The sequence below is a fragment of the Streptomyces sp. NBC_00076 genome, from assembly GCF_045041235.1.
In the GTDB taxonomy this organism is placed as follows: domain Bacteria; phylum Actinomycetota; class Actinomycetes; order Streptomycetales; family Streptomycetaceae; genus Streptomyces.
In genome coordinates this window covers 1,581,536-1,607,739 of sequence record NZ_CP108242.1, presented here as the reverse complement: position 1 = coordinate 1,607,739, position 26,204 = coordinate 1,581,536, and the positions used below count along the sequence as shown (strand labels likewise).

The 26,204-nt window shown below is 71.2% G+C and carries 19 protein-coding genes and 3 pseudogenes; 12 read left to right on the top strand and 10 right to left on the bottom strand.

Features of this window, described 5'->3' with window-relative positions:
- Positions 1-41 precede the first annotated feature (41 nt).
- The 4 genes from OHA64_RS07355 (at position 42) to OHA64_RS07340 (ending at position 6,711) form a co-directional block, all read left to right on the top strand.
- Entirely contained in the window at positions 42-2,594 is a 2,553-nt protein-coding gene (locus OHA64_RS07355; RefSeq protein WP_405623887.1) for an ATP-binding protein, read from the top strand.
- Positions 2,595-2,763: 169 nt separating this feature from the next.
- Positions 2,764-4,008: a cation:proton antiporter gene (locus tag OHA64_RS07350; protein ID WP_405609702.1), complete on the top strand. Its 1,245-nt coding sequence runs from the start codon at positions 2,764-2,766 to the stop codon at positions 4,006-4,008.
- Positions 4,005-5,309, top strand: a complete 1,305-nt coding sequence (locus tag OHA64_RS07345; protein ID WP_405609699.1) for an SLC13 family permease — start codon at positions 4,005-4,007, stop codon at positions 5,307-5,309. Before OHA64_RS07350 ends, OHA64_RS07345 begins: the two co-directional genes overlap by 4 nt.
- Positions 5,310-5,907: 598 nt before the next feature.
- Entirely contained in the window at positions 5,908-6,711 is an 804-nt protein-coding gene (locus OHA64_RS07340) for a DUF4118 domain-containing protein (protein WP_405609696.1), read from the top strand.
- Here the strand turns inward: OHA64_RS07340 and OHA64_RS07335 are convergent.
- From OHA64_RS07335 to OHA64_RS07320, 4 genes and pseudogenes are all read right to left on the bottom strand, one after another.
- A pseudogene (locus tag OHA64_RS07335) lies at positions 6,701-8,133 on the bottom strand (flotillin family protein). The gene OHA64_RS07340 and the pseudogene OHA64_RS07335 sit on opposite strands and share 11 nt — an antisense overlap.
- Positions 8,134-8,210: 77 nt before the next feature.
- Positions 8,211-8,726 (bottom strand): hypothetical protein, encoded by a 516-nt coding sequence (locus tag OHA64_RS07330; RefSeq protein WP_405609693.1) that lies wholly within the window; start codon positions 8,724-8,726, stop codon positions 8,211-8,213.
- A 269-nt stretch (positions 8,727-8,995) separates the two neighbouring features.
- A pseudogene (locus OHA64_RS07325) lies at positions 8,996-9,196 on the bottom strand (hypothetical protein); the annotation flags it as partial.
- A 2-nt stretch (positions 9,197-9,198) separates the two neighbouring features.
- Positions 9,199-9,432, bottom strand: a pseudogene (locus OHA64_RS07320) (sodium:proton antiporter); the annotation flags it as partial.
- Between the two features lie 1,186 nt (positions 9,433-10,618).
- On the opposite strand from OHA64_RS07320, the gene OHA64_RS07315 reads away from it, so the two are divergent.
- The 8 genes from OHA64_RS07315 (at position 10,619) to OHA64_RS07280 (ending at position 18,085) form a co-directional block, all read left to right on the top strand.
- A complete protein-coding gene (locus OHA64_RS07315) occupies positions 10,619-10,897 on the top strand; it encodes a type II toxin-antitoxin system Phd/YefM family antitoxin (RefSeq protein WP_405609690.1) in 279 nt (92 codons plus the stop codon).
- A gap of 717 nt (positions 10,898-11,614) precedes the next feature.
- A complete protein-coding gene (locus tag OHA64_RS07310) occupies positions 11,615-11,917 on the top strand; it encodes an urease subunit gamma (protein ID WP_356770408.1) in 303 nt (100 codons plus the stop codon).
- A 14-nt stretch (positions 11,918-11,931) separates the two neighbouring features.
- Entirely contained in the window at positions 11,932-12,243 is a 312-nt protein-coding gene (locus OHA64_RS07305) for an urease subunit beta (RefSeq protein WP_405609686.1), read from the top strand.
- Positions 12,236-13,957, top strand: a complete 1,722-nt coding sequence (locus OHA64_RS07300; RefSeq protein WP_405609683.1) for an urease subunit alpha — start codon at positions 12,236-12,238, stop codon at positions 13,955-13,957. The genes OHA64_RS07305 and OHA64_RS07300 overlap by 8 nt, the downstream gene beginning before the upstream one ends.
- Positions 13,958-13,972: 15 nt before the next feature.
- Complete coding sequence (locus OHA64_RS07295) at positions 13,973-14,647, top strand: urease accessory protein UreF (protein ID WP_405609680.1); 675 nt, start codon at positions 13,973-13,975, stop codon at positions 14,645-14,647.
- 222 nt (positions 14,648-14,869) lie between these two features.
- A complete protein-coding gene (ureG, locus tag OHA64_RS07290) occupies positions 14,870-15,547 on the top strand; it encodes an urease accessory protein UreG (RefSeq protein WP_405609677.1) in 678 nt (225 codons plus the stop codon).
- Positions 15,544-16,356 (top strand): urease accessory protein UreD, encoded by an 813-nt coding sequence (locus OHA64_RS07285; RefSeq protein WP_405623886.1) that lies wholly within the window; start codon positions 15,544-15,546, stop codon positions 16,354-16,356. Before ureG ends, OHA64_RS07285 begins: the two co-directional genes overlap by 4 nt.
- Positions 16,357-16,480: 124 nt before the next feature.
- Positions 16,481-18,085 carry an alpha/beta hydrolase gene (locus OHA64_RS07280; protein WP_405609674.1) on the top strand — a complete coding sequence of 535 codons (1,605 nt, stop codon included), beginning with the start codon at positions 16,481-16,483 and terminating at the stop codon, positions 18,083-18,085.
- A 43-nt stretch (positions 18,086-18,128) separates the two neighbouring features.
- Here OHA64_RS07280 and OHA64_RS07275 read toward each other — a convergent pair whose 3' ends face one another.
- The 6 genes from OHA64_RS07275 to ddaH all read right to left on the bottom strand — a co-directional run bounded on the left by OHA64_RS07275 (position 18,129) and on the right by ddaH (position 26,171).
- Positions 18,129-19,163 carry an NAD-dependent epimerase/dehydratase family protein gene (locus OHA64_RS07275; protein ID WP_405609671.1) on the bottom strand — a complete coding sequence of 345 codons (1,035 nt, stop codon included), beginning with the start codon at positions 19,161-19,163 and terminating at the stop codon, positions 18,129-18,131.
- Positions 19,164-19,221: 58 nt separating this feature from the next.
- Entirely contained in the window at positions 19,222-19,947 is a 726-nt protein-coding gene (locus OHA64_RS07270; RefSeq protein WP_405609668.1) for a lysophospholipid acyltransferase family protein, read from the bottom strand.
- A 201-nt stretch (positions 19,948-20,148) separates the two neighbouring features.
- Positions 20,149-21,378, bottom strand: coding sequence for a PP2C family protein-serine/threonine phosphatase (locus OHA64_RS07265; RefSeq protein ID WP_405609665.1), 1,230 nt, complete (start codon positions 21,376-21,378; stop codon positions 20,149-20,151).
- A 56-nt stretch (positions 21,379-21,434) separates the two neighbouring features.
- Positions 21,435-23,891, bottom strand: a complete 2,457-nt coding sequence (locus tag OHA64_RS07260) for a SpoIIE family protein phosphatase (RefSeq protein ID WP_405609662.1) — start codon at positions 23,889-23,891, stop codon at positions 21,435-21,437.
- 238 nt (positions 23,892-24,129) lie between these two features.
- Positions 24,130-25,353 carry an ornithine--oxo-acid transaminase gene (gene rocD, locus OHA64_RS07255; RefSeq protein WP_405609659.1) on the bottom strand — a complete coding sequence of 408 codons (1,224 nt, stop codon included), beginning with the start codon at positions 25,351-25,353 and terminating at the stop codon, positions 24,130-24,132.
- Positions 25,350-26,171: a dimethylargininase gene (gene ddaH / locus OHA64_RS07250; RefSeq protein WP_405609656.1), complete on the bottom strand. Its 822-nt coding sequence runs from the start codon at positions 26,169-26,171 to the stop codon at positions 25,350-25,352. The genes rocD and ddaH overlap by 4 nt, the downstream gene beginning before the upstream one ends.
- Positions 26,172-26,204: the final 33 nt, after the last annotated feature.

Sequence of the window (26,204 nt, the reverse complement as noted above, 5' to 3'; positions counted from 1 at the left end):
TCTCCATGCTCCTGACCGCACACGACCGCAGAGGCAAGACGATGGCACGCGGCAAGCTACGGATTTATCTCGGCGCGGCACCGGGCGTCGGCAAGACGTACGCGATGCTGTCCGAGGCGCACCGCCGTATCGAGCGGGGCACCGACTGCGTCGTGGCCTTCGTCGAGCACCACAACCGGCCCCGCACCGAGGTGATGCTGCACGGCCTGGAAGAGGTGCCGCGCAAGGAGCTCGCATACCGCGGCAGCGTCTTCACCGAGATGGACGTGGACGCCGTGCTCGCCCGGCACCCCGCGGTGGCCCTCGTCGATGAGCTGCCCCACACCAACATCCCCGGCTCGCGGAACGCCAAGCGGTGGCAGGACGTCGAAGAGCTGCTCGCGGCCGGGATCGACGTCGTCTCGACGGTCAACATCCAGCACCTGGAGTCCCTCGGTGACGTCGTCGAGTCGATAACCGGCGTGCGGCAGAAGGAGACCGTCCCGGACGAGGTGGTGCGCCGCGCGGACCAGATCGAACTGGTCGACATGTCACCGCCCGCGCTGCGCCGCCGCATGGCGCACGGAAACATCTACAAGCCGGACAAGGTGGATGCGGCCCTGTCCAACTACTTCCGCCCCGGCAACCTGACCGCGCTGCGCGAGCTGGCGCTGCTGTGGGTGGCCGACCGCGTCGACGAGTACCTGAACGAGTACCGCAGCCAGCACCGAGTCTCGAAGATCTGGGGCTCGCGCGAGCGGATCGTGGTCGGTCTGACCGGCGGCCCGGAGGGCCGCACGTTGATCCGCCGCGCGGTACGGCTGGCGGAGAAGGGCGCCGGCGGCGAGGTCCTGGCCGTCTACATCTCCCGTAGCGACGGCCTGACCTCCGCCTCACCCAAGGAACTGGCCGTGCAGCGCACCCTGGTGGAGGACCTGGGCGGCACCTTCCATCAGGTCGTCGGCGACGACATCCCCGTCGCGCTACTCGACTTCGCACGGGGCGTCAACGCCACCCAGATCGTCCTCGGTGTGTCCCGCCGCAAGAGCTGGCAGTACGTCTTCGGCCCCGGCGTCGGTGCCACGGTGGCTCGCGATTCGGGGCCGGACCTGGACGTCCACCTGATCACGCACGACGAGGCGGGCAAGGGACGCGGCCTGCCGGTGGCCCGGCGCGCACACCTTGGCCGCTCCCGTGTCCTGTGGGGCTGGCTCACCGGAATCGGCGGCCCCGCACTGCTCACGCTGCTGCTCACCCACGTCGACGCGAACCTCGGTCTCACGAACGACATGCTGCTGTTCCTGACGCTGACGGTGGCATCCGCCCTGCTCGGCGGCCTCTTCCCGGCGCTCGCCTCCGCGGCGGTCGGCACGATGCTGCTGAACTGGTACTTCACGCCGCCGGTGCACCGCATCACGATCGCCGACCCCAAGAACATCCTGGCTCTGGTGATCTTCGTGGCGGTGGCGGTCTCCGTGGCCTCCGTCGTGGACCTGGCCGCCCGCCGCACCCACCAGGCGGCCCGGCTGCGCGCCGAGTCGGAGATCCTTTCCTTCCTCGCGGGCAACGTGCTGCGCGGTGAGACCGGCCTGGAGGAGCTGCTGGAGCGGGTCCGCGAGACCTTCATCATGGAATCGGCGGCCCTGCTGGAGCGCACGAGCGACGTCGAGCCGTGGACCTGCGCGGCCCGGGTCGGCCCCGGGCAGCCGGTGAAGCGGCCGGAGGACGCCGACGTGGACATGCCGGTCGGCGACCACATGTCGCTCGCCCTGTCCGGCCGCGTCCTGCCCGCCGAGGACCGCCGCGTACTGGCCGCCTTCGCCGCCCAGGCCGCCGTCGTCCTGGACCGCCAGCGCCTGCAGTCCGAAGCGGACCAGGCCAAGGAACTGGCCGAGGGCAACCGCATCCGCACCGCCCTGCTCGCCGCCGTCAGCCACGACCTGCGCACCCCGCTCGCCGGGATCAAAGCCTCCGTCACCTCCCTCCGCTCCGACGACGTGGAGTGGTCCGAGGAGGACCAGGCCGAACTCCTCGCCGCGATCGAGGAGGGCGCCGACCGCCTCGACCACCTGGTCGGGAACCTGCTGGACATGTCCCGCCTGCAGACCGGAACCGTCGAGCCGCTGATCCGCGAGGTGGACCTGGACGAGGTCGTCCCCCTGGCACTCGTCGGCATCCCCGACCCCGAGTCGGCCGTGGCCCTGGACATCCCCGAAACGCTGCCGATGGTCGCCGTCGACAAGGGGCTGCTGGAGCGCTCCGTCGCCAACGTCGTGGAGAACGCGGTCAAGTACAGCCCGGACGGCGAGCCGGTCATCGTATCGGCCAGCGCGCTCGCCGACCGCGTGGAAGTACGCGTCGTCGACCGGGGCCCAGGCGTACCGGACGAGGCCAAGGACCGCATCTTCGCGCCCTTCCAGCGCCACGGCGACGCCCCCCGCGGCAACGGCGTCGGCCTCGGCCTCGCGGTCGCCCGCGGCTTCGCCGAGGCCATGGGCGGCACCCTCACCGCCGAGGACACCCCCGGCGGCGGCCTCACCATGGTCCTCACCCTCCCGGCCGCCCCCAGGCACGCGCCCACCCCCACCGACCTGTCGGCGACGGCCACGTCGTAACTCCGTAGACGGTGTTCCTTGCCGGAACCCGGCAACCTGTACGCCCGGGTGGTGCGCATCAGCGATCTGTCAAAGACGTATCAAGAGCAGGTAAGGTTCCCAACGGTGTGCCGGGAAGCCTGGTCGGCAAGCAGAGGTGTGATCTCTCTTCCGATCGGGGGCGTTTCCGGTGGTACTCGTTGCTGTCTTCGGGGTGGCTCTGCTGATCGCGGTGCTGCTGTCCGGGCTCGCCGCCCGCACCGTGCTGTCCACCTCTCTCCTCTTCCTCGCCGGCGGCGCATTGGTCAGCGACGGCTTCCTCGGGCTGATCCACATCACCCCGGACAGCGAGATCGTGTCGGTCACGGCCGACCTGGCGCTGTTCGCGGTGCTGTTCACCGACGGCCAGCACGTCTCCTTCGCCAAGCTGCGCGCCAACTGGCGTAACCCCGCAAGGGCGTTGGGCCTGGGCATGCCGCTGGCGTTCGTGTTCATGGCATTGGTCGCCCACTACCTGGTCGGCCTGGACTGGACGACGTCGTTCCTGGTCGGCGCGGTACTGGCACCCACCGACCCGGTGTTCGCGTCAGCGATCGTGGGCCGCAAGGAGGTCCCGGCCAAGCTGCGGGAACTGCTGAATGTCGAGAGCGGCATCAACGACGGCCTCGCGCTGCCGGTGGTGGTGCTGCTGATCGCGGCCGCAGGCCCGGTCGCCGGTCACACGAGCGAGGCGTCGCTCGGGACGATCGCGCTGGAGCTGGCCCTCGGCCTCGCCTTCGGCATCCTGCTGCCGCTGACCGTCAACGGCCTCGTACGGTTCCGGCTGCTGGGCGCCGAGCCCAAGCTGCAGCAGCTCCTGCCGCTGGCGACCGGGATCATCCTGTACGGCCTGTGCCACCTCACCCAAGCCAACCCTTACTTGGCCGCGTTCTCCGCCGGCGCCGTGCTCACCGCCGCCGCACCGGAGGCGAAGGAGGCGTTCGAACCGCTGGGCGAGGCGCTGGCGGAGCTGGCGAAATTCGCCGCACTGCTGGTGTTCGGCGCGATGCTGACGCCACGTCTGTTCGCGGACCTTACGTGGCAGGGGTACGTGGCGGTGGTCCTGGCGATCTTCCTTATCCGCCCGGCCTCGCTGCTGATCTCGCTGGTCGGTACGCGGTTTGAGCGGCGCGAGAAGCTGACCGCGGCGTGGTTCGGACCGAAGGGCTTCGCGTCGGTGGTGTATGGGCTGTTGGTGCTGCAGTCCGGCATCCCGCAGGCGGAGAAGGCGTACACGCTGATCGCGGTGTGCATCGCGTTCTCGATCGTCGCGCATTCCAGCACCGACGTGCCCATCGCCCGCATGTTCGACGTCGAGGACCTGGTCGGCATCCCCGAGGACGAGGACGGCCAGGAGAGCATCGACGTCGGGCAGGAGAGAAAGACCGTCGTATGAGTGATTGGCACAGCTGGGCGGCCGTGGCCGTGTTCGTCGGCGCGTACGTACTGATCATCAGCGAGCGCGTCCACCGCACGGCCGCGGCCCTCGGCGGCGCCGGGTTCATGCTCGTGATCAGCGCCACCGACGACAAGGCGGCGTTCTACTCCGAGCACACCGGCATCGACTGGAACGTCATCTTCCTGCTGCTGGGGATGATGGCGATCGTCGGGGTGCTGCGGCAGACCGGCCTGTTCGAGTACCTGGCGATCTGGTCGGTGAAGCGGGCCCGCGGCAAGCCCTTCCGGGTGATGGCGATGCTCGTCGTCATCACCGCGGTCGCCTCCGCGCTGCTCGACAATGTGACCACCGTGCTGCTGATCGCCCCGGTCACCCTGCTGGTGTGCGAACGGCTCGGCCTGGCCTCCGCGCCGTTCCTGATCGCCGAGGTGTTCGCCTCCAACATCGGCGGCACCGCGACCCTGGTCGGTGACCCGCCCAACATCATCATCGCCAGCCGGGCCGGGCTGACCTTCAACGACTTCCTGGTCCACCTTGCCCCGATCGCCGCCCTGCTGACGGCGGTGCTGCTGGTGCTGTGCCGGGTGATGTTCCGCACGGCGTTCGTCTACGACGAGGAGCGCGCCGCGCAGGTCATGACGCTGACCGAGCGCGAGGCCATCCGTGACCCTCGGCTGCTGTGGCAGGGCCTGGCCGTCCTGGCCCTCGTCGTCGCCGGGTTCGTCCTGCACCCGGTGCTGCACTACGAGCCGAGCGTGGTCGCCCTGCTCGGCGCCGGCCTGCTCGTCGCCGTCTCCCGGGTGGAGACCCGGCAGGTCCTGGGCGAAGTTGAGTGGCCCACCCTCGCCTTCTTCGCCGGCCTGTTCGTCATGGTCGGCGCGCTGATCGAGACCGGCGTCATCGGCGACCTCTCCAGCGCCCTCGCGGACGCCACCGGCGGCAACGAACTCGGCACCACCCTCACCCTCCTGGGCGGCTCGGCCGTGCTGTCCGGCATCGTGGACAACATCCCCTACGTGGCCACCATGGCGCCCATCACCGCAGACCTGGTCAAGGACATGGGCGGCGCGGCCGGCGGCCACCACGTGCTGTGGTGGGCCCTGGCCCTCGGCGCCGACCTGGGTGGCAACGCCACCGCGATCGGCGCCAGCGCGAACGTGGTCGTCCTCGGCATCGCCGAGCGCAACCGGCAGCCCATCTCCTTCTGGCAGTTCACCAGGTACGGACTCGTCGTCACGCTCGTCACGGTCGCTATCAGTGCGCTGTACTTGTGGCTGCGGTACTTCGTGCTCGCCTGAGCCGGCCTGCGCGCGGGGATCTGGGCAAGGCCGTCGGGAGCACACTGGAGACGGGTGCCGTCTGTCCTCTCACAAGGGGGTGTCGGCGGTGGCGAGTACCTCTCGTACAGCGGTCCGGTGGTGGCGGTGGCGGCGCAACCCTCCCCACTCCCGGCTTCGCGCGAGCGGGGGACCCCCACGGCGACGCAGCGATGTCGCCGAAGCCTGGCTCATGATCATTTGCCTGGGCGCTCGCCGTAGCAGGCGCTGTGCTGCGGGCCTGGTGAGCGCGGGAGGGGACGGGACGTTCCGCGCGGTGCTGACGGGCGCTCTGGTCGGCTCGGGCGCGGCCGGGACGGTGTGGGGCTGCGGCCGGATGGATGGGGCGGGAAGACCGGCTGACGTGATGGTGGGTGCGAGTCCGGCGCGGGATGGTCCCGACCGCACGTCCACCGTGGTGAGAGAGGCGTCAGGATTGCATCAAGAGCGTGCCCGTCCCAGTAGCGGGGCGGGAGCGGCAGCGGGATTCTTGCCTTGTCGACCGTCGTATCGCGTCGACCCCCGTACGGGCGGCCCCTTGGACAAGGGGCCGCTCCTCGCTCCCGTGAGGTGGTGGACCATGCGGATGCCCCTGCGTGACCGGATCGCCCTGGCGGCTGCTCTGCTCGCGCCGCTCGTCATCGCGCTCGTCCTGGTGCCCTTCCGTACGCACATGACGTCCGCGAACCTGGCCCTGATCCTGGTCGTGGTAGTCGTGGCGGTCGCGGCCCTGGGCAGCCGGGCCGCCGGGGTGCTGGCCGCGCTGTCGGCGGCGGCCTGGTTCGACTTCTTCCTCACCCACCCCTACCAGCGGTTCACCATTTCCCACGGCGACGACATCACCACCACGCTGCTGCTGCTTGCGGTAGGCGTGGCCGTTTCCCAACTGTCGGCCCGCGCCCGCACCTTGAAGCTGGTCACCGTCACCGACGCGGCTCACCTGGCGCGGATCCACGACACGGCGAGCCTGGTCCAGGCAGGGGCCTCCCCGTATGCCGTGGTCGATCAGGTGCGGCAGCAGCTCGTCGAGATCCTGGGACTACGCAGCTGCCGCTTCGAGCACGGGACGCTGCTCGCGACCCACATCACCAGCAGGGCGACGCCCCGGACACGGATGCCCTATGGGGTCGTACGGCTGCGGACCCGCTTGGGTGCCCAGCCCCGCGGTAAGGCGATCGGCAGGGGCAGTACGAAGGCGGACCAGCCGATCAGCCATGCCCACAGGAACACGTCCCACACTCCTTCTTCGCGACGGCCGAGCGGCCGCAAGATGTTCGCGGCCGCTCGGCCGTCGACCAGCGCGCCCCGGCCTCTGTCCGTGGAGCCCGGGCGGTTTGCAACCGACCGGACTCACTCCACTGCCGGTAGCGACGTCAGCCGGTGATTTCGACCTTGCCGTTGGCTTCGGCGGACGCCGCGGCCTCGGGCTGCGGGCCGCTGTTTCGCTGGGTGATGTTCTTCAGAAGTTCGGCGAGGTCGACTCCGGTCGTGGAGCTGAGGAGTTCGACGCCCTGGGCGACGTTGTCGGCGACCGTCCGCGACAGCTGGCTGGCGCCGTCGGTGGAGATGACGGTCATCTTGTCGATGGCGCTGAGCGGCTCGGACGCCTTGGCGACGACCTGGGGCAGGACCTCGACGAGCATCTGGAGCACGGCGGCGTCGCCGTACTGGGCGAACGCGTCGGCCTTCTTCTGCATCGCCTCGGCCTCGGCGGCGCCCTTCGCGCCGATCGCGGCGGCCTCGGCCTCGCCCTCGATACGGACCGCGTCGGCGAGCGCGGCGCGGTGCGCCTTCTCGCCCTCACCGGTCAGCCGTGAGCGCTGGGCGTCCGCCTCGGCCTGCTTGACCAGGGCGATGCGGCGGGCCTCGGCCTCCTGTTCGGCCTGGTAGCGGGCCGCGTCGGCGGGCTTGCGGACCTTGGTGTCCAGTTCGCGGTCGGTCAGAGCGGCCTGCCGCTGGGCGACCTTCTCCTGCTCTGCGAGGACCTCCTGCGATCGCGCGGCTTCGGCCAGCGGGCCTGCGGCAGCGGCGCGGGCGGCGGCCTCGTCCGTCTCGGCCTTGATCTCGGCCTGCTTCAGCGCGAACGTCCGCTGCGCGATGGCGATCTCCTCCTCGGCCTTCAGCCGGGCCTGCTCGGCCGCGCGGCGGGCGACGGCCTCGGCGATGTCGGCCTCCTGCTTGGCGCGGGCGGCCTCCGGGCGGCCGAGGTCCTCCAGTAGGAGCCTTCGGTGCTGATGTCCTGGATCTGGAAGGCGTCCAGGACCAGGCCCTGCCCGGACAGGCTAGCCTCCGCCTCCTCGGCCACCTGACCCGCGAATGCCGCGCGGTCGCGGATGATGTCCTCCACCGACATCCGGCCGACGATGGCGCGCAGCGCGCCGGAGAGCACTTCCTGGGTGAAGCCGACGATGCCGTCCTGCTGCATCAGGAACCGCTGGGCCGCGGCGCGGATGGAGTCCTCGCTGCCGCCGACCTTGACGATGGCCACGCCTTCCAGGTGGGCCTTGACCCCGCGCAGGGTGACGGCGCCGCGCACCGCGACGGGGATGTGCCGTGAGGAGAGGTCGAGGGTGAACTTCTGCTGGACGAACGGCACGACGAACACGCCGCCGCCGACCACGACCTTCTGCCCGCTGTTGTCGGTGAAGATCCGGCCGGTCTCCGGGTCGGTGGCCGTCTTGCCGCGCCGCCCGGTGACGATGAACGCCTCGCTGGGGCCGGCCACCTTGTAACGCGTGACCACGACCAGAGCCAGCAGGACCAGGAGTACGACGATTCCCACGACCGCGACGAGGACAACACTCATGACAATGCCCCTCTTTGAAACCCAGCCCCCTGTGTGCGGGGCGGAACGAAAAACAACAACGACGAACGGACGAAGACTCAGCGGTCGACCGGGCGTACCGCCACGGAGGTCGCCGAGAGGGCTTGTTCGACCCACACCTCGGTACCGCGCTCGACGGGGCCGGCGCTTTTCGCCGCGTACTTCACCGGCTGGCCCGCCAGGTACACCAGCACCTCGCCGTAGCCGTCGGCCGGGATCGGCGTGACCACGGAGCCGGACGTGCCCACCAGGTCCGTACCGCGCGGGCTCGTGGCCGGCTCCTCCTGCATCAGGGCCCGGCTGAGGCGCCAGGTCAGCCAGCCCGTCCCGACGCCCGCGCCCGCCCCCACCACCGCCGCGGCACCGGTCCCGAGGCCCGTGGTGCCGAGCACGATCGCCCCGCCGAAGCCGAGCATCGAGACGAATCCGGCGATCACCGGAAGCGACAGCAGTCCGTTGAAGAGCCCCTCCAGTGCGCCGACGCCGTCGACGAGCCCTTCGAGGAGACCGTCGAAGACGAGCGCGAGCACCAGCAGGACGAGACCCGCGATGCCGAGACCCATAAACAGAGCCACGGAACCTCACCTCCCCGCTGTCGTCCGCGCCGCGCCACGGGGATGGTCCCATGCGGCGACTACTGCGGTCATTGCCGGACTCCGGCAGTCTTTACGCGCTTTTTATGCCTGCTCCACACGTCTGTGGACCGCGTCGCCGAGGAGCGGCTGATGGCCGAGGAGCGCGGCCAGGCCGCCGGCGGGCCGCTGGGAGTCTCACACGGCCCTGGGTGCCATACGTAGCCGGGTGGAGCTGCCGCACATGAGCATGCCGTGCGTCTCCCTCAAGGTCAGGCGAGGGCGAAGTAGCGCAGCCACACGTACCCGGCCGACAGGGCCACGGTGACGACGGTGACGACCAGGCCGTACTTGGTGAACTGCCAGAACGAGATGGGCTGCCGGTTGCGTTCGGCGATGCCCAGGACGACCACGTTGGCACTCGCGCCGATCGCGGTGGCGTTGCCGCCGAGGTCCGCGCCGATGGCCAGGGCCCGTCGAAGAGGCGGGCGATCGGAACGTCGGTGGAGCTGTGAGCGATGATCGAGAAGGCGATGCACACGGCGATGAGCGTGAACGCCTCCTCGCCTTGCGGGATCCCGGCCTGCAGCACCAGCAGGCCGTAGACGACCGAGGCGAAGCCCTTCGGCCCGAACCAGGCCGCTGCCAGCTTCTCCTTGCGCGAAATGACACTCGTGCCGAGCAGCGAGATGAGCAGCGAGGCCGGGCGCGTATTTGCGGGCGTTGGTGACCAGCTCGCTCACCACCAGGTGCACCCAGGTGCCCCGTCTGAAGAAGGTGCCGCGGGTGCCGACCCCTGAGGACCGCAATCACGGCAAGCCCTGGCGGCCCGGCACCCCCACGGTGATCTCCCGGACGGCCTCCACCACATCGATGCGAGTCATCGCGGCCGCTCCGCGGCCTTGACCTCCTCGGCCGAGACCTCCGCGGGGTGCATGACCCACTTCGCCTCGATACTCGCGGCCCGCGTCACCAGCCGCTCCTCCGGCGGGAGCGCCAACCGGGCCCTTCCAGAAGAGGCGCAGCGAAGTACGAACGGCGTCCCTGTGGTGCCCCGGTGGTGTCTCCTGGGAGACGCCACCCGGCACCCCTGCGCAGGTGAGTCCTCCGAAGGCTCTGTGTGCGACGCCAGTGCGGCACTGCCGGGGCGCGCGCGAGACGCCGTGAGGACGTGCGCAGTACTCCAAGAGGTACACAGGCATCAGTCGGCGTCTTATACGTGTCCCCGTCGCGTCCCCCGCGTGTCCCGATGAGTTACCTCGGCGCGCTTCCCTGGCCAGCTGGTTCCACTCGTTCTCCTCACGCCGCTGGGCCTTCAGCGCCTTCCTCACAGCGGCCTCCTGCATCTGCTTCGCCCGCACCCGCTGCACGTTCCATGCGAGGTACCACCAGTCACTTGCGCAAGCCACCCGGGGTCGGCAAGACCATGCTGTCCGTCGCGCTCGGGCGGGTGGCCCTGCCCATGCCCGCCCGTCCTCCCGGCGGCGCACCAAGGCCGCCTGCGCAGGCACCCCGAGGCCGCCGGCGCTGTGACGATCACCCGGCTCTACCTCGGAGACGATGGGCGAGGCAAACGGCCGGGATCAGGCCGCACGCATGATGCCCACCACGGCTTGCCGATATGGAGGCTGGGTGGAGATCCGCCCAGCCTCCGGTGCGTCGACGGGCAAGCACCCGCCCGGCCGGAGTTCTGTGCAGGGCCGGTCGGAGCGGGGTGTTCCGCCGCACCGGAGACCTGCCAGGATTCAGTGCGACAGAACAGCTCTTCGTCTCACCTCGTCTCACACATTTCTCACAGACGAGAGCGATCGGGACCACGCGAGAGCCCCTGACCTGGAACTTTGATGTCGTCACAGGCCACGCTGAACCAGATGGACGCCCCGTAAGCTAGGGGTATGGCCTACGAGATTCCGGTGACGCAAGCCAGGGCTGAGCTCGCCGACCTGATCAACAAGGTGGTGTACGGCGGGGAGCGGGTGGTCGTGACACGGCACGGCAAACCCCTCGTCGCCCTGGTGTCCGCCGCCGACCTCGAACGGCTGGAGAAACTCCAGGAGCCCGCGGAGGAGCAGGTGATCAGCGCGGTCTCCAGCGTCCGCGAGGTCGCTTCCGCCCCGCGCGAACAGCAGCGGTTCGGTATCGCGGCACATCACCGGGGGACTGGGCCCTCCTGAACGACGAGGTCGTGCGTGGGGCCGGTGGTCCACCGGCCTGACCTGGACCGCCTCGGCAGCCCCTGTGTGCGTCACCGACTGCTGGAGCAGCTGTGCGGCGAACGGGGCTCGCAGTCGCCGCGGTGAACGAATCGGGACCCTCGGCGGTGTTGGCGACCGCGCCGTATACGGTCCGCTCTTCGGCGGCGTTCTGTGCGGCCGCCTCGTCGGCGTAGGGGCGGATCTCGAAAGCGCCCTCCTGCTGTCCAAGCTGTCGCTTCCCCCGAGCTGTCGCGGCGGCCGGCCGGTCTTTGTGGGGCGGCGCGGGTCGCGGGCCGGGCGAAGGCCCGCAGGGTGAGGGAGGTGAGCCGGGGGCGGGAGGGGGCTCTCGGTCGCGGCCAGGCGAGGTGCGCGCGGCGGATTTCAAACGTTTGTTCAGGTATGTCATCATCGTCCTCCCCTCCGTTTCGGCGATGGTCGGTGAGGTGCTCGGGTACGTGCGCGTGGCCTGCGAGGCCGCTGTCCCGAGCCGGACCCTCGCCCTGTGGGCGAGCCTCACCCTCGAGGCGGTCCCCGCCATGCCGCGCCCGGTCGTCCGGGCGGTAATGGATCACGGCGCGGTTAACGCGATTGAAACCCGGTCCAACTAGCCTGCCCCTCCACGCCACCAGGGACTTTGCCCCGGGGCAGCGGCAATCGGACCCCGCACGGTCCGGAGCGAGGACTGTGAGGTGGGACGTGCAACTGACCCCGCACGAGCAAGAGAGGCTGCTCATCCATGTGGCGGCCGACGTGGCCGAGAAGCGCCGGGCCCGCGGACTCAAGCTGAACCACCCCGAGGTCGTCGCCCTCATCACGTCGCACATCCTCGAAGGTGCCCGTGACGGTCGTACCGTGGCCGAACTCATGGCGTCCGGGCGCAAGCTGCTCACCCGGGACGACGTCATGGAGGGCATCCCCGAGATGATCCACGACGTCCAGGTCGAGGCGACCTTCCCGGACGGCACCAAGCTAGTCACCGTCCACGACCCGATCGTCTGACCGGAGCGGCCGCCATGATTCCCGGAGAGTTCCTGTTCGCGGACGACCCGATCGTCTACAACGAGGGCCGCGAGGCCACCCGGCTGACCGTCCTCAACGCCGCCGACCGGCCCGTCCAGGTCGGCTCCCACTACCACTTCGCCGAGGCCAACCCCGGGCTGGACTTCGACCGCGGGGCCGCCCGGGGCAAGCGCCTCGACATCGCCGCCGGCACCGCCGTGCGCTTCGAGCCCGGCATCCCCGTCGACGTCCAACTCGTCCCGCTGGCCGGCGCCCGTGTGGTGCCCGGCCTGCGCGGGGAGACCGGAGGTGCCCTCGATGCCTGAGATCTCGCGTGCCGCGTACGCCGACCTGTTCGGCCCGACGACCGGCGACCGCGTTCGGCTCGCCGACACCGATCTGCTGATCGAGATCGAGGAGGATCGTTCCGGCGGGCCGGGACGGGCCGGTGACGAGGCCGTGTTCGGCGGCGGCAAGGTCATCCGCGAATCCATGGGCCAGTCGCGGGCCACCCGCGCGGAGGGCACCCCCGACACCGTCATCACCGGTGTCGTGATCGTCGACCACTGGGGCATCGTCAAGGCCGACGTCGGCATCCGCGACGGGCGGATCACCGGGATCGGCAAGGCGGGCAACCCCGACACCATGGACGGGGTGCACCCCGACCTGGTCATCGGCCCGGAGACCGAGATCATCGCGGGCAACGGCCGGATCCTGACCGCGGGAGCGGTCGACGCGCACGTCCACTTCATCTGTCCGCAGATCGCCGACGAGGCGCTGTCCGCGGGCGTCACCACGCTGGTCGGCGGCGGCACCGGACCGGCCGAGGGCTCCAAGGCGACCACCGTCACGCCCGGTCCGTGGCATCTGGCCCGGATGCTGGAGGCGATGGAGCAGTACCCCCTGAACATCGGCTTCCTCGGCAAGGGCAACACCGTCTCCCACGAGGCGATGCTGTCCCAGATCCGCGGCGGCGCGCTCGGTCTGAAGCTGCACGAGGACTGGGGCTCCACCCCGGCCGTCATCGACGCCTCGCTGACCGTCGCCGACCGGACCGGTATCCAGGTCGCGATCCACACGGACACCCTGAACGAGGCCGGGTTCGTGGGGGACACCCTCGCGGCGATCGCCGGCCGCGGGATCCACGCGTACCACACCGAGGGCGCCGGCGGCGGGCACGCCCCCGACATCATGACCGTGGTCTCCGAGCCGCACGTGCTGCCGAGCTCGACCAATCCGACCCGGCCGTTCACCGTCAACACCGCCGAGGAACACCTCGACATGCTGATGGTGTGCCACCACCTCAACCCGGCCGTCCCGGAGGACCTCGCCTTCGCCGAGTCCCGCATCCGGCCCTCCACCATCGGCGCGGAGGACATCCTCCACGACCTGGGCGCCATCTCGATCATCTCCTCCGACGCGCAGGCGATGGGGCGGGTGGGCGAGGTCGTCCTGCGGACCTGGCAGACCGCGCACGTGATGAAGCGACGGCGGGGGGCGCTGCCGGGTGACGGACGCGCGGACAACCACCGGGTACGGCGGTACGTGGCCAAGTACACGATCAACCCTGCCGTCGCCCAGGGCCTCGCCCACGAGATCGGCTCCGTCGAGTCCGGCAAGCTCGCCGACCTGGTGCTGTGGGAGCCCGCGTTCTTCGGCGTCAAGCCGCACCTGGTGATCAAGGGCGGGCAGATCGCGTACGCGCAGATGGGCGACGCGAACGCCTCCATCCCGACCCCGCAGCCGATCCTGCCGCGTCCGATGTACGGAGCGATCGGGCGGGCGCCCGCCTCCAACTCGTTCAACTTCGTGGCACCGCTGGCGATCGAGGACGGGCTACCGGAGCGGTTGCAGTTGGGCAAGCGCTTCGTCGCCATCGAGTCGACGCGGGGCGTGACCAAGGCGGACATGCGCGAGAACGACGCCCGGCCCCGGGTGCGGGTCGATCCCGACAGCTTCGCCGTGCACATCGACGGGGAGCTCGTCGAGGCGACTCCGGCCGCCGAACTGCCCATGGCCCAGCGCTACTTCCTCTTCTGACGGCACGGATCTCCCATGTCACGATCAGCACTTCTCGTCCTGGCCGACGGCCGCTTCCCCGCCGGGGGCCACGCGCACTCCGGCGGGGCCGAGGCCGCCGTCAAGGCGGGCCGGGTCACCGGGGCGGCGAGCCTTGAGGACTTCTGCCGGGGGAGGTTGCACACGACGGGGCGGGTCGCCGCGGCGCTGGCCGCGGCGGCCGTACTCGGCGTGGATCCAGTGGAGTTGGACGCGGCGGCGGACGCGCGGACGCCGTCGCCCGCGTTGCGGGGTGCCGCGCGGAAGCTGGGCCGTCAGCTGATGCGGGCTGCGCGGGCGACCTGGCCGTCCTCGGAACTCGACGCACTGGCGCGGGCGTTTCCCAAGGGGGCGCATCAGCCGGTGGTACTCGGGCTCGTGGCTCGGGCGGCGGGGATGGGGCCTGTCGATGCGGCGTACTGCGCGGTGTACGAGAGTGTGAGCGGGCCGGCGACGGCGACGGTGCGGTTGCTGAGTCTGGATCCCTTCGATGCGACGGGGGTGTTGGCCCGGTTGGCGCCGGAGCTGGATCGGGTCGCGGGTGCGGCGGTGGAGGTGGCGCGGTCGGTTCTCGACGAAGGGGTGGAGGCGTTGCCTGCGGGGGCCGCGCCGTTGCTGGAGATCTCGGCTGAGGTGCATGCGGCGTGGCCGGTACGTCTGTTCGCGTCCTAGGAGGGGTTCGCCCCCGCCGCCCCTACCCGTCCCATCCCCAGGGGCTCCGCCCCTTCGACCCCGGCGGGGACTCCGTCCCCTGCACCCCTCCCCGGGAACTGTGTTCACCAGACCCCAGACCCCAGACCCCAGACCACCCGGACCCCGGACCCGGACCCCGGACCCGGACCTCGGACCCGGACCTCGGACCCGGACCTCGGACCAGCCGCATAGGAGCCGTACATGCATCTCGACCACTCCCACGACGGCCCCGCCGCTGTCAGTGCTGACCTTCGTCGTCCTGATGGCAGGCGGCGGGCGCTGCGGATCGGGCTCGGGGGGCCCGTCGGGTCGGGTAAGACCGCTACCGTCGCCGCGCTCTGCCGAGTTCTGCGGGACGAGCTGTCGCTGGCCGTCGTGACCAACGACATCTATACGCGTGAGGACGCCGAGTTCCTGTTGCGGGAGGCCGTGCTGCCGCCCGAGCGGATCACCGCCGTGGAGACGGGGGCGTGCCCGCACACCGCGATCCGGGACGACATCTCCGCCAACCTGGAAGCGGTGGAGGACCTGGAGGACGAGGTCGGGCCGCTGGATCTGATCCTCGTCGAGTCCGGTGGGGACAACCTCACGGCGACCTTCTCCAAGGGGCTCGTCGACGCACAGATCTTCGTCATCGACGTGGCCGGCGGAGACGACATCCCGCGTAAGGGCGGGCCCGGTGTCACCACCGCGGACCTGCTCGTCGTCAACAAGACCGACCTCGCGCCGTACGTCGGCTCCGACCTCGGGCGGATGGCGGCGGACGCCAAGGCACAGCGGGCCGAACTGCCGGTCGTGTTCCAGTCACTCAGGAGCGAACCCGGTGTGACGGACGTCGTCGGCTGGGTGCGAGCGCGGCTCGCCGCGTGGACGGCATGACCGCGGGTGTGGGCGCCGGTCAACATGTGGACGGCATGACCGCGGGCGTGACCGGAGTGCGGGCGACCGCGCGGATGGTCGCGCGGGACGACGGCCGGGGCGGGACGTCCCTGCCCGTACTGGAGGGCGACGGGCCGCTGGCTCTGCGGCGGACCCGGGGGAGCGGCGACGAGGCGCGGGTCATGCTCGTCGGCGCGATGAGCGGGCCGCTCGGCGGCGACCACTTCACCGTGGAGGCCGGCGTGGAGACCGGGGCCCGGCTGCGCGTCGGATCGGCCGCCGCCACCATCGCCCTGCCGGGCCAGGCCAAGGGCGAGGCCCGCTACGACGTCCGGCTCACCGTCGCCGACGGCGGTGAACTGCACTGGCTGCCCGAGCAGTTGATCTGTGTCCGGGGCAGTGACTTGTCCGTCACGACCCGCGTCGACCTCGGGGCGACGGCCCGACTGGTCCTGCGCGAGGAGCAGGTGCTCGGCCGGACCGGAGAGGAGCCCGGGCGGCTCGGCAGCCGGTTGGTCCTGCGCGTCGCGGGACGGACCCTGCTCGACCAGGAGTTGGCCTGCGGCCCCGGGGCCCCGGGCGGCTGGGACGGCCCCGCCGTTCTCGCCGGCCATCGGGCCGTCGGGCAGATCGTCGTCGTACGGCCGGAGTTCGGGAGTGATCCGGTTCCCGCGCGGGTGCTGGGGGACGGCGCCGCGGTGCTGCCGCTCGCCGGGCCCGCCGCCCTGGTGACCGCCGTGGCGCCGGACGCGCTCCGGCTGCGGCGACTGCTGGACGGGGCCATGAAGGAACTCGGCCGGGACGGGTAGTCCGCCGAGCGAACGGTGTCGTCCGCTTATCGGATTGGCAAAGAAGGCCGACCACCCCTGTTCTCAGGCGACTCACAGCCGAGAGGATCCCCGTACTCATCAACAACGTACGGGGAGGGCCCCCTTGAGGGACAAGAGAGTGACGCGGCGCACGGCAGCGTTCGGATCCGCCGGAGTGCTCGTCACGGCGACGCTGATAGCCGGCGCCGTGGCCGCGCCCACGGCGAACGCCAGCGCGGACTCCCGCCACGGCGGCCAGGACCGTGAGGCGCGCGGCGCCGCGACAGCCGCCGCCAAGGCCGCGAAGGCCGGTGTCGACTGGCAGGACTGCCCGGCCGACTGGGGCCTGGAGAAGCCCATCCAGTGCGGCTACGTCACCGTGCCGCTCGACTACGCCAAGCCGTACGGCAAGCAGATCAAGCTCGCCGTCGACCGCATCGGCAACACCGGCACCAAGAAGGAGCGTCAGGGGGCGCTCATCTACAACCCCGGCGGGCCTGGCGGCTCCGGCCTGCGCTTCCCGCGCCGGGTCACCACCAAGGCCCCGGTGTGGGCCAACACGGCCAAGGCGTACGACTTCGTGGGCTTCGACCCGCGTGGTGTCGGCCACTCCGCGCCCATCTCCTGCGTCGACCCGCAGGAGTTCGTGAAGGCGCCCAAGCTGGACCCGGTGCCGGACTCCGAGGCCGACAAGCGCACCCAGCGTAAGCTCGCCCGGGAGTACGCCGACGGCTGCTACGAGCGCAGCGGCGAGATGCTGCCGCACATGACCACGCCGAACACCGCGCGCGACCTGGACGTGATCCGTGCCGCGCTCGGCGAGAAGAAGCTCAACTACCTGGGCGTCTCCTACGGCACCTACCTCGGCGCGGTCTACGGCACGCTGTTCCCGGGCCATGTCCGCCGGATGGTCGTCGACAGCGTCGTCAACCCGTCCCGCGACAAGATCTGGTACGAGGCCAACCTCGACCAGGACGTCGCCTTCGAGGGCCGCTGGAAGGACTGGGAGGACTGGGTCGCCGCCAACGACGCCACCTTCCACCTGGGCGACACCCGGGCCGAAGTCCAGGCGAAGTGGCTGGAGTTGAGGGCCACCGCGAAGAAGAGCCCGATCGGTGGGGTCGTCGGACCGGCCGAACTGCTCGGCTTCTTCCAGGGCGCCCCGTACTACGACTCCTCGTGGGTGCCGGTCGCCACGGTCTTCAGCAAGTACGTCGCCGGCGACACCCAGGCGCTCGTCGACGCGGCCGCCCCGGACCTGTCGGACACCGCGGGCAACATCGCCTCGGAGAACGGCAACGCCGTCTACACCGCCGTCGAGTGCACCGACGCCAAGTGGCCCACCAGCTGGAAGAAGTGGGACCGGGACAACACCCGGCTGCACCAGGATCACCCCTTCCTGACCTGGTCCAACGCCTGGATGAACCTGCCCTGCGCGACCTGGCCGGTCAAGCAGCAGACCCCGGTGAACGTCAAGACCGGCAAGGGCCTGCCGGGCGTGCTGATCGTGCAGTCCGAGCGGGACGCCGCCACCCCGTACGAGGGCGCCGTCGAACTGCACAAGCGCTTCAAGGGCTCCCGTCTGATCACCGAGAAGGACGCGGGCTCCCACGGTGTGACCAGCCTGGTCAACCCGTGCATCAACCCGCGGGTGGACACCTACCTGCTCACCGGCAAGCTGGACCGCTCCGACGTCACCTGCGCACCGCACGAGACGCCGAAGCCGTAAGTCCCACGCCGACAAGGGGGGCGGCCGGCGGCCGCCCCCCTTGTCATGTGCCGAGCGCGTCGAGGAACGCGTCCTCCGCCGCGTAGTCGAAGAGGTCGCCGTAATTCTGGAACATCTTCGGGTACGCCTCCCGCCAGTCCCGTCCGGCCAGGTGCTGTTCGATCCAGGCGACGGTGTCCGGCAGCGTCTCGGCGTACCGGGCGACCGGGCGGTAGCCCAACTCCCGTTCGGCGGCGGTCATGTCGCAGACCACCGGCACCGGGACCGACCACGGGGTGTCGCCCACGGTGGGGGCGGGCGGCGGGCCGTCCACCAGGACGCTCTCCCGCTCGACGCCCATGACCGTGTCGATCGCCCGGGCGATCTCCGCCACCGTCGGCGCCTGAGGGTCCACGGCGTTGAGGACGCGGGTGCCCGGCCGCGAGGCCGCCAGCCGGATCAGCTCGGCGAGGTTGTGGACGCTCGCCGGATGGAACCGGCTCTCGCCCCCGTACGGGAGGACCCGCCGGGGCCGGCCGTCCAGGTTGCGCTTGACGAAGTAGAGCTCGCGCGGGGTCATGCAGCGCGGTCCGTGGACCGCGCCGGCCCGCAGCAGCGTGGTGGGCAACTTTGAGCCCGCGGCGAGGAGTTCGCGCTCCAGTGAGGCCTTGCGGGTGCTGTACGAGGCGTCACCCGGTTGGACGGTCCGCTGGTCCTCCGGGATCGGCAGCGGGTACTCGGGAAAGCCGTCCGGCTCGCCCTGGGTGTCGAAGTTGCGGCCCTTGTCGTCCTCGTACACGGAGACGGTGGAGATCACCACGGCCGAGCCCACCCGGTCGGCCAGCGAGGTCAACTGCCGTGCGTGCCCGGGCCCGAAGGCCACCATGTCGACCAGCACGTCGCAGCCGTCGCCGACCGCCCCGGCCAGGGCCGCCTCGTCCTCCCGGTCGACCCGTGCCACCCGCACGCCCTCGGGCCAGCCCTCATCCCGTCCGCCGCCCCGCGAGAGGGCGGTCACCTCCCAGCCGTCGCGGGCCAGGGCGCCCACGGCCACCCGCCCGATCTGTCCCGTCGCTCCGATCACCACAGCACGTCTCATGCCATGACCGTATGGTCCGAGTGGCCCTCGCCCCGGGGTTCTCTGCCGACAGCAGAGGTCAACTCAGCGGCAGTTTGCGGAACCTGCGCTCCTTGTCCGAGCGCGCGGCGGTGTCCTCCGCCTTCGCCACGGACGCGTACTTGTCGACGTACTCCTGCTCGGACAGCGAGAGGATCGCGTACATGATCTCGTCGGTGATCGCACGCAGGACGGCCTTCTCGTTCTCCATGCCGGCGTAGCGGGAGAAGTCGAGGGGCTTGCCGAAGCGGATCACCACCGGGTGCAGGTTCGGCACGACCTTGCCGGGCGGCTGAGCCTCGAACGTGCCGATCATCGCGCACGGGATCACCGGGACCTCGGCCCTGAGCGCCATCACCGCGACGCCGACCTTGCCCTTGTAGAGCCGTCCGTCATGGGAGCGCGTGCCCTCGGGATAGATGCCGAGCAGCTCGTCCTTGCTCAGCACGCCGAGTCCCTCGCGGATCGCCGCCTGGCCGGCCTCCTTGCCCGAGCGGTCCACCGGGATCTGCCCGGCGCTGCGGAAGAAGGCCGCGGTCAGACGGCCCTTCAGACCGGGCCCGGTGAAGTACTCCGCCTTGGCGAGGAAGGTGATGCGCCGCTTCAGGACGGCGGGCATCAGGAAATGGTCCGAGAAGGACAGATGGTTGCCCGCGATGATCGCGGCACCCGTATCCGGTACGTGTTCGAGGCCCTCTATTCGGGGCCGGAAGACCAGTCTCAGCAGGGGGCCCAGCAACACGTACTTGAGCACGTAGTAGAACAACGGGTCGCTCCTCACTCCGGCGGACGGGCCGGGCCGCCGTGTTCCAGCAGGTCAACCGGCGTGCTGTGGGGGTGCCAAGTGTAGGGGCAGGAGGGGAGCGGCGGAACCGCGCCCGATCTGCCACCCCTGCCCGGGCAAGCGCCCGTTGGGGCTTGCCCGCACGATCCGCCGGGCTTCCCCGTCCGGTCCCGGGGATCTGCCTCACAGCCGCACGATGATGAGCGCCGTGTCGTCGGTGGCACCTCCCGGCGGCAGCAGTTCCAGCAGGACGGCGTCCGCGAGGACCTCGGGGTCCGCCCCGCGATGCCGGGTGAGCGAGGCGGCGAGCCGGGTGAGGCCCGTGTAGACGTCCTCGTGACGCCGCTCGATCAGGCCGTCGGTGTACAGCACGAGCGTGGCGCCGTCGCTGAACACCGTGCTGGCCTGGGGTCTCGGGATCGGGTCGGGACGCGCGTCGAGCGGCGGGTCGGTGGCCCGGTCGAGGAACTCCGTCCGGCCGTCGGGATGCACCAGCACCGGCGGTGGATGCCCGGCGCTGCTGTAGGAGATGGTGTGCCGGTCGAAGTCGATGAACGTGGTGACGGCGGTCGCCGACTCGGCACCGTCGACCACGTGGGCGTAGCGCCCCAGCACGTCCAGTGCCTCGGCCGGGCCCTCGGCCACCCGGGAGGCGGCGCTGAGGGCGCTGCGCAGCTGGCCCATGACGCCCGCGGCCGGCAGTCCGTGGCCGACCACGTCGCCCACGGACACCCCGAGCCGGCGGCCGCCCACCAGGTCGACCAGGTCGTACCAGTCGCCGCACACGTTCAGCGCGCCGACCGCGGGCCGGTAGCGCACCGCCGCCCGGTGGTCACTCAGCTGTCGGACGGCGGGCAGCATCGCCTCCTGCAGGGCCAGCGCCACCTCGCGCTCACGGGCGTGCGCGCGCCGCAGCCGCTCGTTGAGCTCCTGGAGCTCACGGGCGCGGGTGTACAGCTCGGCCTCCAGCACCCGGGGCCTGCCGGATTGCGGTCCGCCGCGGGCTCGGATCAGCTCGGTGACCTCCTCGACCCGGTGCACCAGCAGCACCACCTCGCCGTCCGGGGCGAGGACCGGCGCGTTGACCGGGCTCCAGTACCGCTCCTGCCAGTGCCCGGGCCGCTCCGGGTCCTCGACGTCATACCGCTGAAGCGCCATCGCGTCGCGTTCACCGGTGGCCAGCACGCGCCGCAGTGAGGCCTCCAGGTTGCGCATGCCCGTCGCGGCGGGGTCGTTGGGGTTGTCCGGGAAGACTTCGAACAGGTGGCGGCCGATCATCTGTTCCCGCTTGCGACCCGCCGTGCGCAGGAACTCCTCGTTGACGTCCACGTACACCAGGTCGGGCGTGAGCAGGGCCACCATTCCGGGCAGGGCCTGGAACGCCGCCGCGTAGTCGACCGCCGTATCGTCCATGGCTCCCGCTCTCGCCACCGGGATCATCCAGTTTCGCACGATATGTTCTGGTTACGTCATGCCGAGGACTCCATCAGGGACTGCTCCGCCCAGATGATCTTCCCCTCGGGGGCGAACCGGGTTCCCCACCGCTGGGTGAACTGGGAGACCAGCAGCAGCCCGCGCCCGCCCTCGTCCGTGGTGCGCGGGTGCCGCAGGTGCGGTGCGCTGGCACCGCCGTCGAGCACCTCGCAGATCAGCGCCCGCTCCTTGATCAGACGCAGCCGGATGGGGCCGGTGGCGTGCCGGATGGCGTTGGTGACCAGTTCGCTGACGACCAGCTCCGTGGTGAAGGCCAACTCCTCCAGGTTCCACTCGGTGAGTTGCCGGGTGGCCGCCTTGCGGGCCTCGGCGACGACGGCCGGGTCACCGGGCAGGTCCCAGTCCGCGACCTGGTGAGCACCGAGGAGCCGGGTCCGTGCCATCAGCAGGGCCACGTCGTCGTCCGGATGATCCGGCACCAGCGCGTCGATCACGCTTCGGCAGCGCACGTCCAGCGAGGTCGCCTCCCGCTCCAGGGCCCGCCGCAGCCGGTCCCGGTCCGTGTCCACGGCCCGCTCCGGCCCGCCGGCCAGCAGACCGTCGGTGTGCAGGGCCAGGGTGCTGCCCTCCGCCAGGGCCAGCTCGACCGCCTCGAAGGGCGGCCCGCCCGCGCCGAGCGGCGGCCCCTGCGGAAGATCGACGAAGGTGACGCTCCCGTCGGGCAGCACGACGGCGGGCGCGGGATGGCCCGCGGCGGCCATCGTGCACTGTCCGTCGGCGGGGTCGTAGACGACGTAGACGCACCCGGAGCCCACTGCCTGGGTGCTGTCGTCGCCGACCGGGTCCGACTCGAGGCCCTCCTCGCGGGCGGTACGCGCCACCAGGTCGTCCAGGTGGCCGAGCACCTCCTGGGGCGGCAGTTCCAGCGCCGCGAGGGTCCGTACGGCGGTCCGCAGGCGCCCCATCGCGGCGGCGGCGTCGATGCCGTGCCCGGGCACCTCGCCCACCACGAGCGCGACCCGCGCGCCGGACAGCGGGATCAGGTCGTACCAGTCGCCGCCCAGGCCGGTCAGCTCGTCGGCGGGGCGGTAGCAGGCGGCGACCTCCACCGCGAACTGTTCGGGCAGTCGGTGCGGCAGCAGGTTGCGCTGCAGGACCAGGGCGGCGTCCCGTTCGCGTGTGTAGCGTCGGGCGTTGTCCACGCACACGGCCGCCCGCGAGACGAGATCCTCGGCGAGGTGCAGGTCGTCCTCGTCGAAGGGCTCCTGGTGCCGCCGCCGGAAGAACGTGGTGACACCCAGGGTGACGCCCCGCGCCCGGACCGGCACCACCAGGACGCTGTGCGGGCCGAGCTCCGGAGAGGTCGCCTCGGGCCCCCTGAGGGAGTCGGTGTCCCACTCCGGGGCGAGGGGGTCGAGCCGCTCCTGGCGGAAGGACCGGCCGGTGGCAAGACAGCGGTTCGGTGGCGACCCGGGCGGGTGGACGACGTCCTCGCCGATGCCGACGGTCCACGCGATCGCGGCGTCCCCGGACCGCCGTCCGGCCCGGCGCAGACGCACCGGAGAGACCCCGTCCAACGGCCCGGGGGTCGGTTCCGCGCCCCGCAGCACCGACTCCAGCAGGTCCACGACGACGAGGTCGGCGAACGCCGGGACCGCAACGTCGGCCAGCTCCTGCGCGGTCCTCACGACGTCCAGACCGCGGCCGATCCGCTCACCGGCCCGGTCCAGCAGGGCCAGCCGCTGCCGGGCGCGGTGGTGCCCGGTGATGTCCACGACGGTGTAGTAGACGCCCATCGGGTGACCCAGCTCGTCGTCGAGCCGGGTGAACGACAGCATCTGCGCGGTCTCCCGGTGCGGCGAGGACCGCAGGTTGCCGAGCTGCTCGTATCCCACGACCGACTCCCCGGTCGCCAGGACGTGTCGCATGTGCGCCTCGGCCTCGTCGGCGTCCACGCCCGGCTGTACGTCCCGCAGCCGCAGCCCCAGCCGCCGCTCGGGCGGCCCGCCACCGAACCTCGCCATGGCGTCGTTCGACCAGACGAACCGCAGGTCGGTGTCGACGACGGCGATCCCGATGGGTGAGCGGGCGACCATCTGCTCCAGCACGGTGCGGTGCATGTCCCAACCGGAGGCACCGGCCAGCTCCGACAGCAGCATCAACCACCGCGAGGGTCCGTGGGCCTCCTCGGCGGAGGCGACCCGCGCCATGACCCTGACCGGCCGTCCGTCGCCGCGCCGGACCGTCAGCAGCCCCGCCCAGCCGCCGTCCCGGTGCCATCGCTCGATCAGGCCCGGCACCCGCCCGGCGTCCTCGGCGGACACCAGCCCCGCCAGGCTCGTACCCACCACCTCGGAAGCAGGGTGGTCCAGCAGCCGCTGCGCCTGCGCGCTCCAGCTCGTCACCACCCCCGCGGCGTCGAGAAGCAGGGGTGCGGCATCCGCCACGTCGAACCGCCGACGGGCGACGTCGCTCTCCTCGTCTGTGCCCACGGCCGACCTCTCTGTCGCTGAGAGTGGTCTACCACTACTTGACTCAATCTTGCCCCTTTAAGGAGGAATCGTGCGGTCGGCCGGCGTCCGCCCGGGAGGATCGAGCGGACAGGCGGCGCCGCACCGGCCGGCCACACGGTCGCGGATCGCGTCGCGCGCCGGGGGCGGGACGGGCCGGCGTCCGGGGTCAGGGCGCCCGTCCCCCGTACGGCACCACCGCACCGGGCGCCCTGCCGGGTCACCCCGTCCCCAGCACCCTCTCCAGAGCCTCGAGCGCCATGGCGAGCTCCTCCCCGGTGATCGTCAGGGGCGGGGCCATGCGGATGGTCGAACCGTGGGTGTCCTTGACCAGGACGCCCTCCCGGAGCAGCCGCTCGCCGATCTCACGGCCGGTGCCCACGGCCGGGTCCACGTCGACGCCCGCCCACAGTCCGCGCGCGCGGAAGCCGACGACGCCCTTGCCGACCAGACCCGTGAGCCCGTCGCGCAGCACCGTGCCCAGGTCGGCGGCGCGGCGCTGGAACTCGCCCGTCTCCAGCAACTCGACCACCGCCGTGCCGACCGCGGCGGAGAGCGGATTGCCGCCGAACGTCGATCCGTGCTCGCCCGGCCGCAGCACGCCGAGCACGTCCCGGCGGGCGACGACAGCGGACACCGGGACGATTCCGCCGCCCAGCGCCTTGCCCAGCAGCAGTACGTCCGGAACCACGCCCTCGTGCTCCACGGCGAGCGTGCGGCCCGTGCGGCCGAGCCCCGACTGGATCTCGTCGGCCACGAAGAGACAGTCCCGCCGACGGGTCAGTTCGCGTACGCCGGTCAGGTAGCCCTCGTCCGGGATGACCACGCCCGCCTCGCCCTGGATGGGCTCGATCAGCACCGCCGCCGTCGTCTCGTCGACCGCCGCCTCCAGCGCGGCCAGGTCGTTGTACGGCACCACACGGAAGCCCGGCGTGAACGGGCCGAAGCCCGCCCGGGCGGTCTCGTCCGTGGAGAACGACACGATCGTCGTGGTACGGCCGTGGAAGTTGTCCGCCGCCACCACGATCGTGGCCCGGTCCGCCGGAACGCCCTTCACCTCGTACGCCCACTTGCGGGCCACCTTGATCGCGCTCTCCACCGCCTCGGCGCCGGTGTTCATGGGCAGCACCATGTCGAGACCGGTCAACTCCGCCAGCCGCTCGGCGAATTCGGCGAGCCGGTCGTTGTGGAAGGCGCGCGAGGTGAGCGTCAGCCGGTCCAGCTGGCGGTGTGCCGCCTCGATCAGCGCGGGATGCCGGTGACCGAAGTTGAGGGCCGAGTAGCCGGCCAGCAGGTCGAGGTAACGGCGGCCCTCCACGTCCTCCACCCAGGTGCCCTCCGCACGCGCGACGACCACGGGCAGCGGATGGTAGTTGTGCGCCAGCACCGGCTCCTCGGCGATGATCAGATCGGCGGACGAACGGGTGCGGACGGGAGCGGTCATGAGCGGATCTCCTGGGTGCAGCACTTGATGCCACCGCCGGCCTTCTGGAACTCCGAGAGGTCGACGGGGACGGGGACATAACCGCGGTCGGCGAGGCGGGTGGCCAGCGCCTCGGCCTGTGGTGCGATGAAGACGTTCCGGCCGTCGGAGACGGAGTTCAGTCCGAACGTCATCGCGTCGTCGCGGGTGGCGAGCACCGCGTCCGGGTACAGCCCCGCGAGGACCGCGCGACTGCCGTGGGAGAAGGCCTCCGGGTAGTAGACGATGTTTCCGTCGCGGCCGCCGTCCAGGACGAACAGGGCCGTGTCCAGGTGGTAGAAGTACGGGTCCACCAGCGTCAGGCTGATCACCGGGTGGCCGAAGAACTCCTGCACCTCGCGGTGGGCCTCGCGGGTCGTGCGGAAGCCGGTGCCGGCCAGCAGGTACCGGCCCGTCCACACCAGGTCCCCCTCGCCCTCACAGACGGACGTCGGGCGGTGGACGTCGTAGCCCGCCGCCTTGAACCAGGTGTCGTAGTGCGTGGACTCGGGACGGCGTTCGGGCGCGTGGAAGAGCGAGCCGAAGACCCGGCCGCCGACCACGACCGCCGAGTTGGCGGCGAAGACCATGTCCGGGAGGCCGGGGACCGGCTCCAGGGTGTCGACCTCGTGGCCATGGGTCCGGTAGACGCGGATCAGCTCCTGCCACTGCTCGTGGGCCAGATCGGCGTCGACTCGGGTGTCGGGATGCATCCAGGGGTTGATCGCGTACTGCACGGCGAAGTGTCTGGGTTCGCAGACGAGGAAGCGCCGTCGGCGCGGCACACGGGTATCGGTCACAGAGGGGTTCCTCCGCTTCCTGCGGTGTCGACT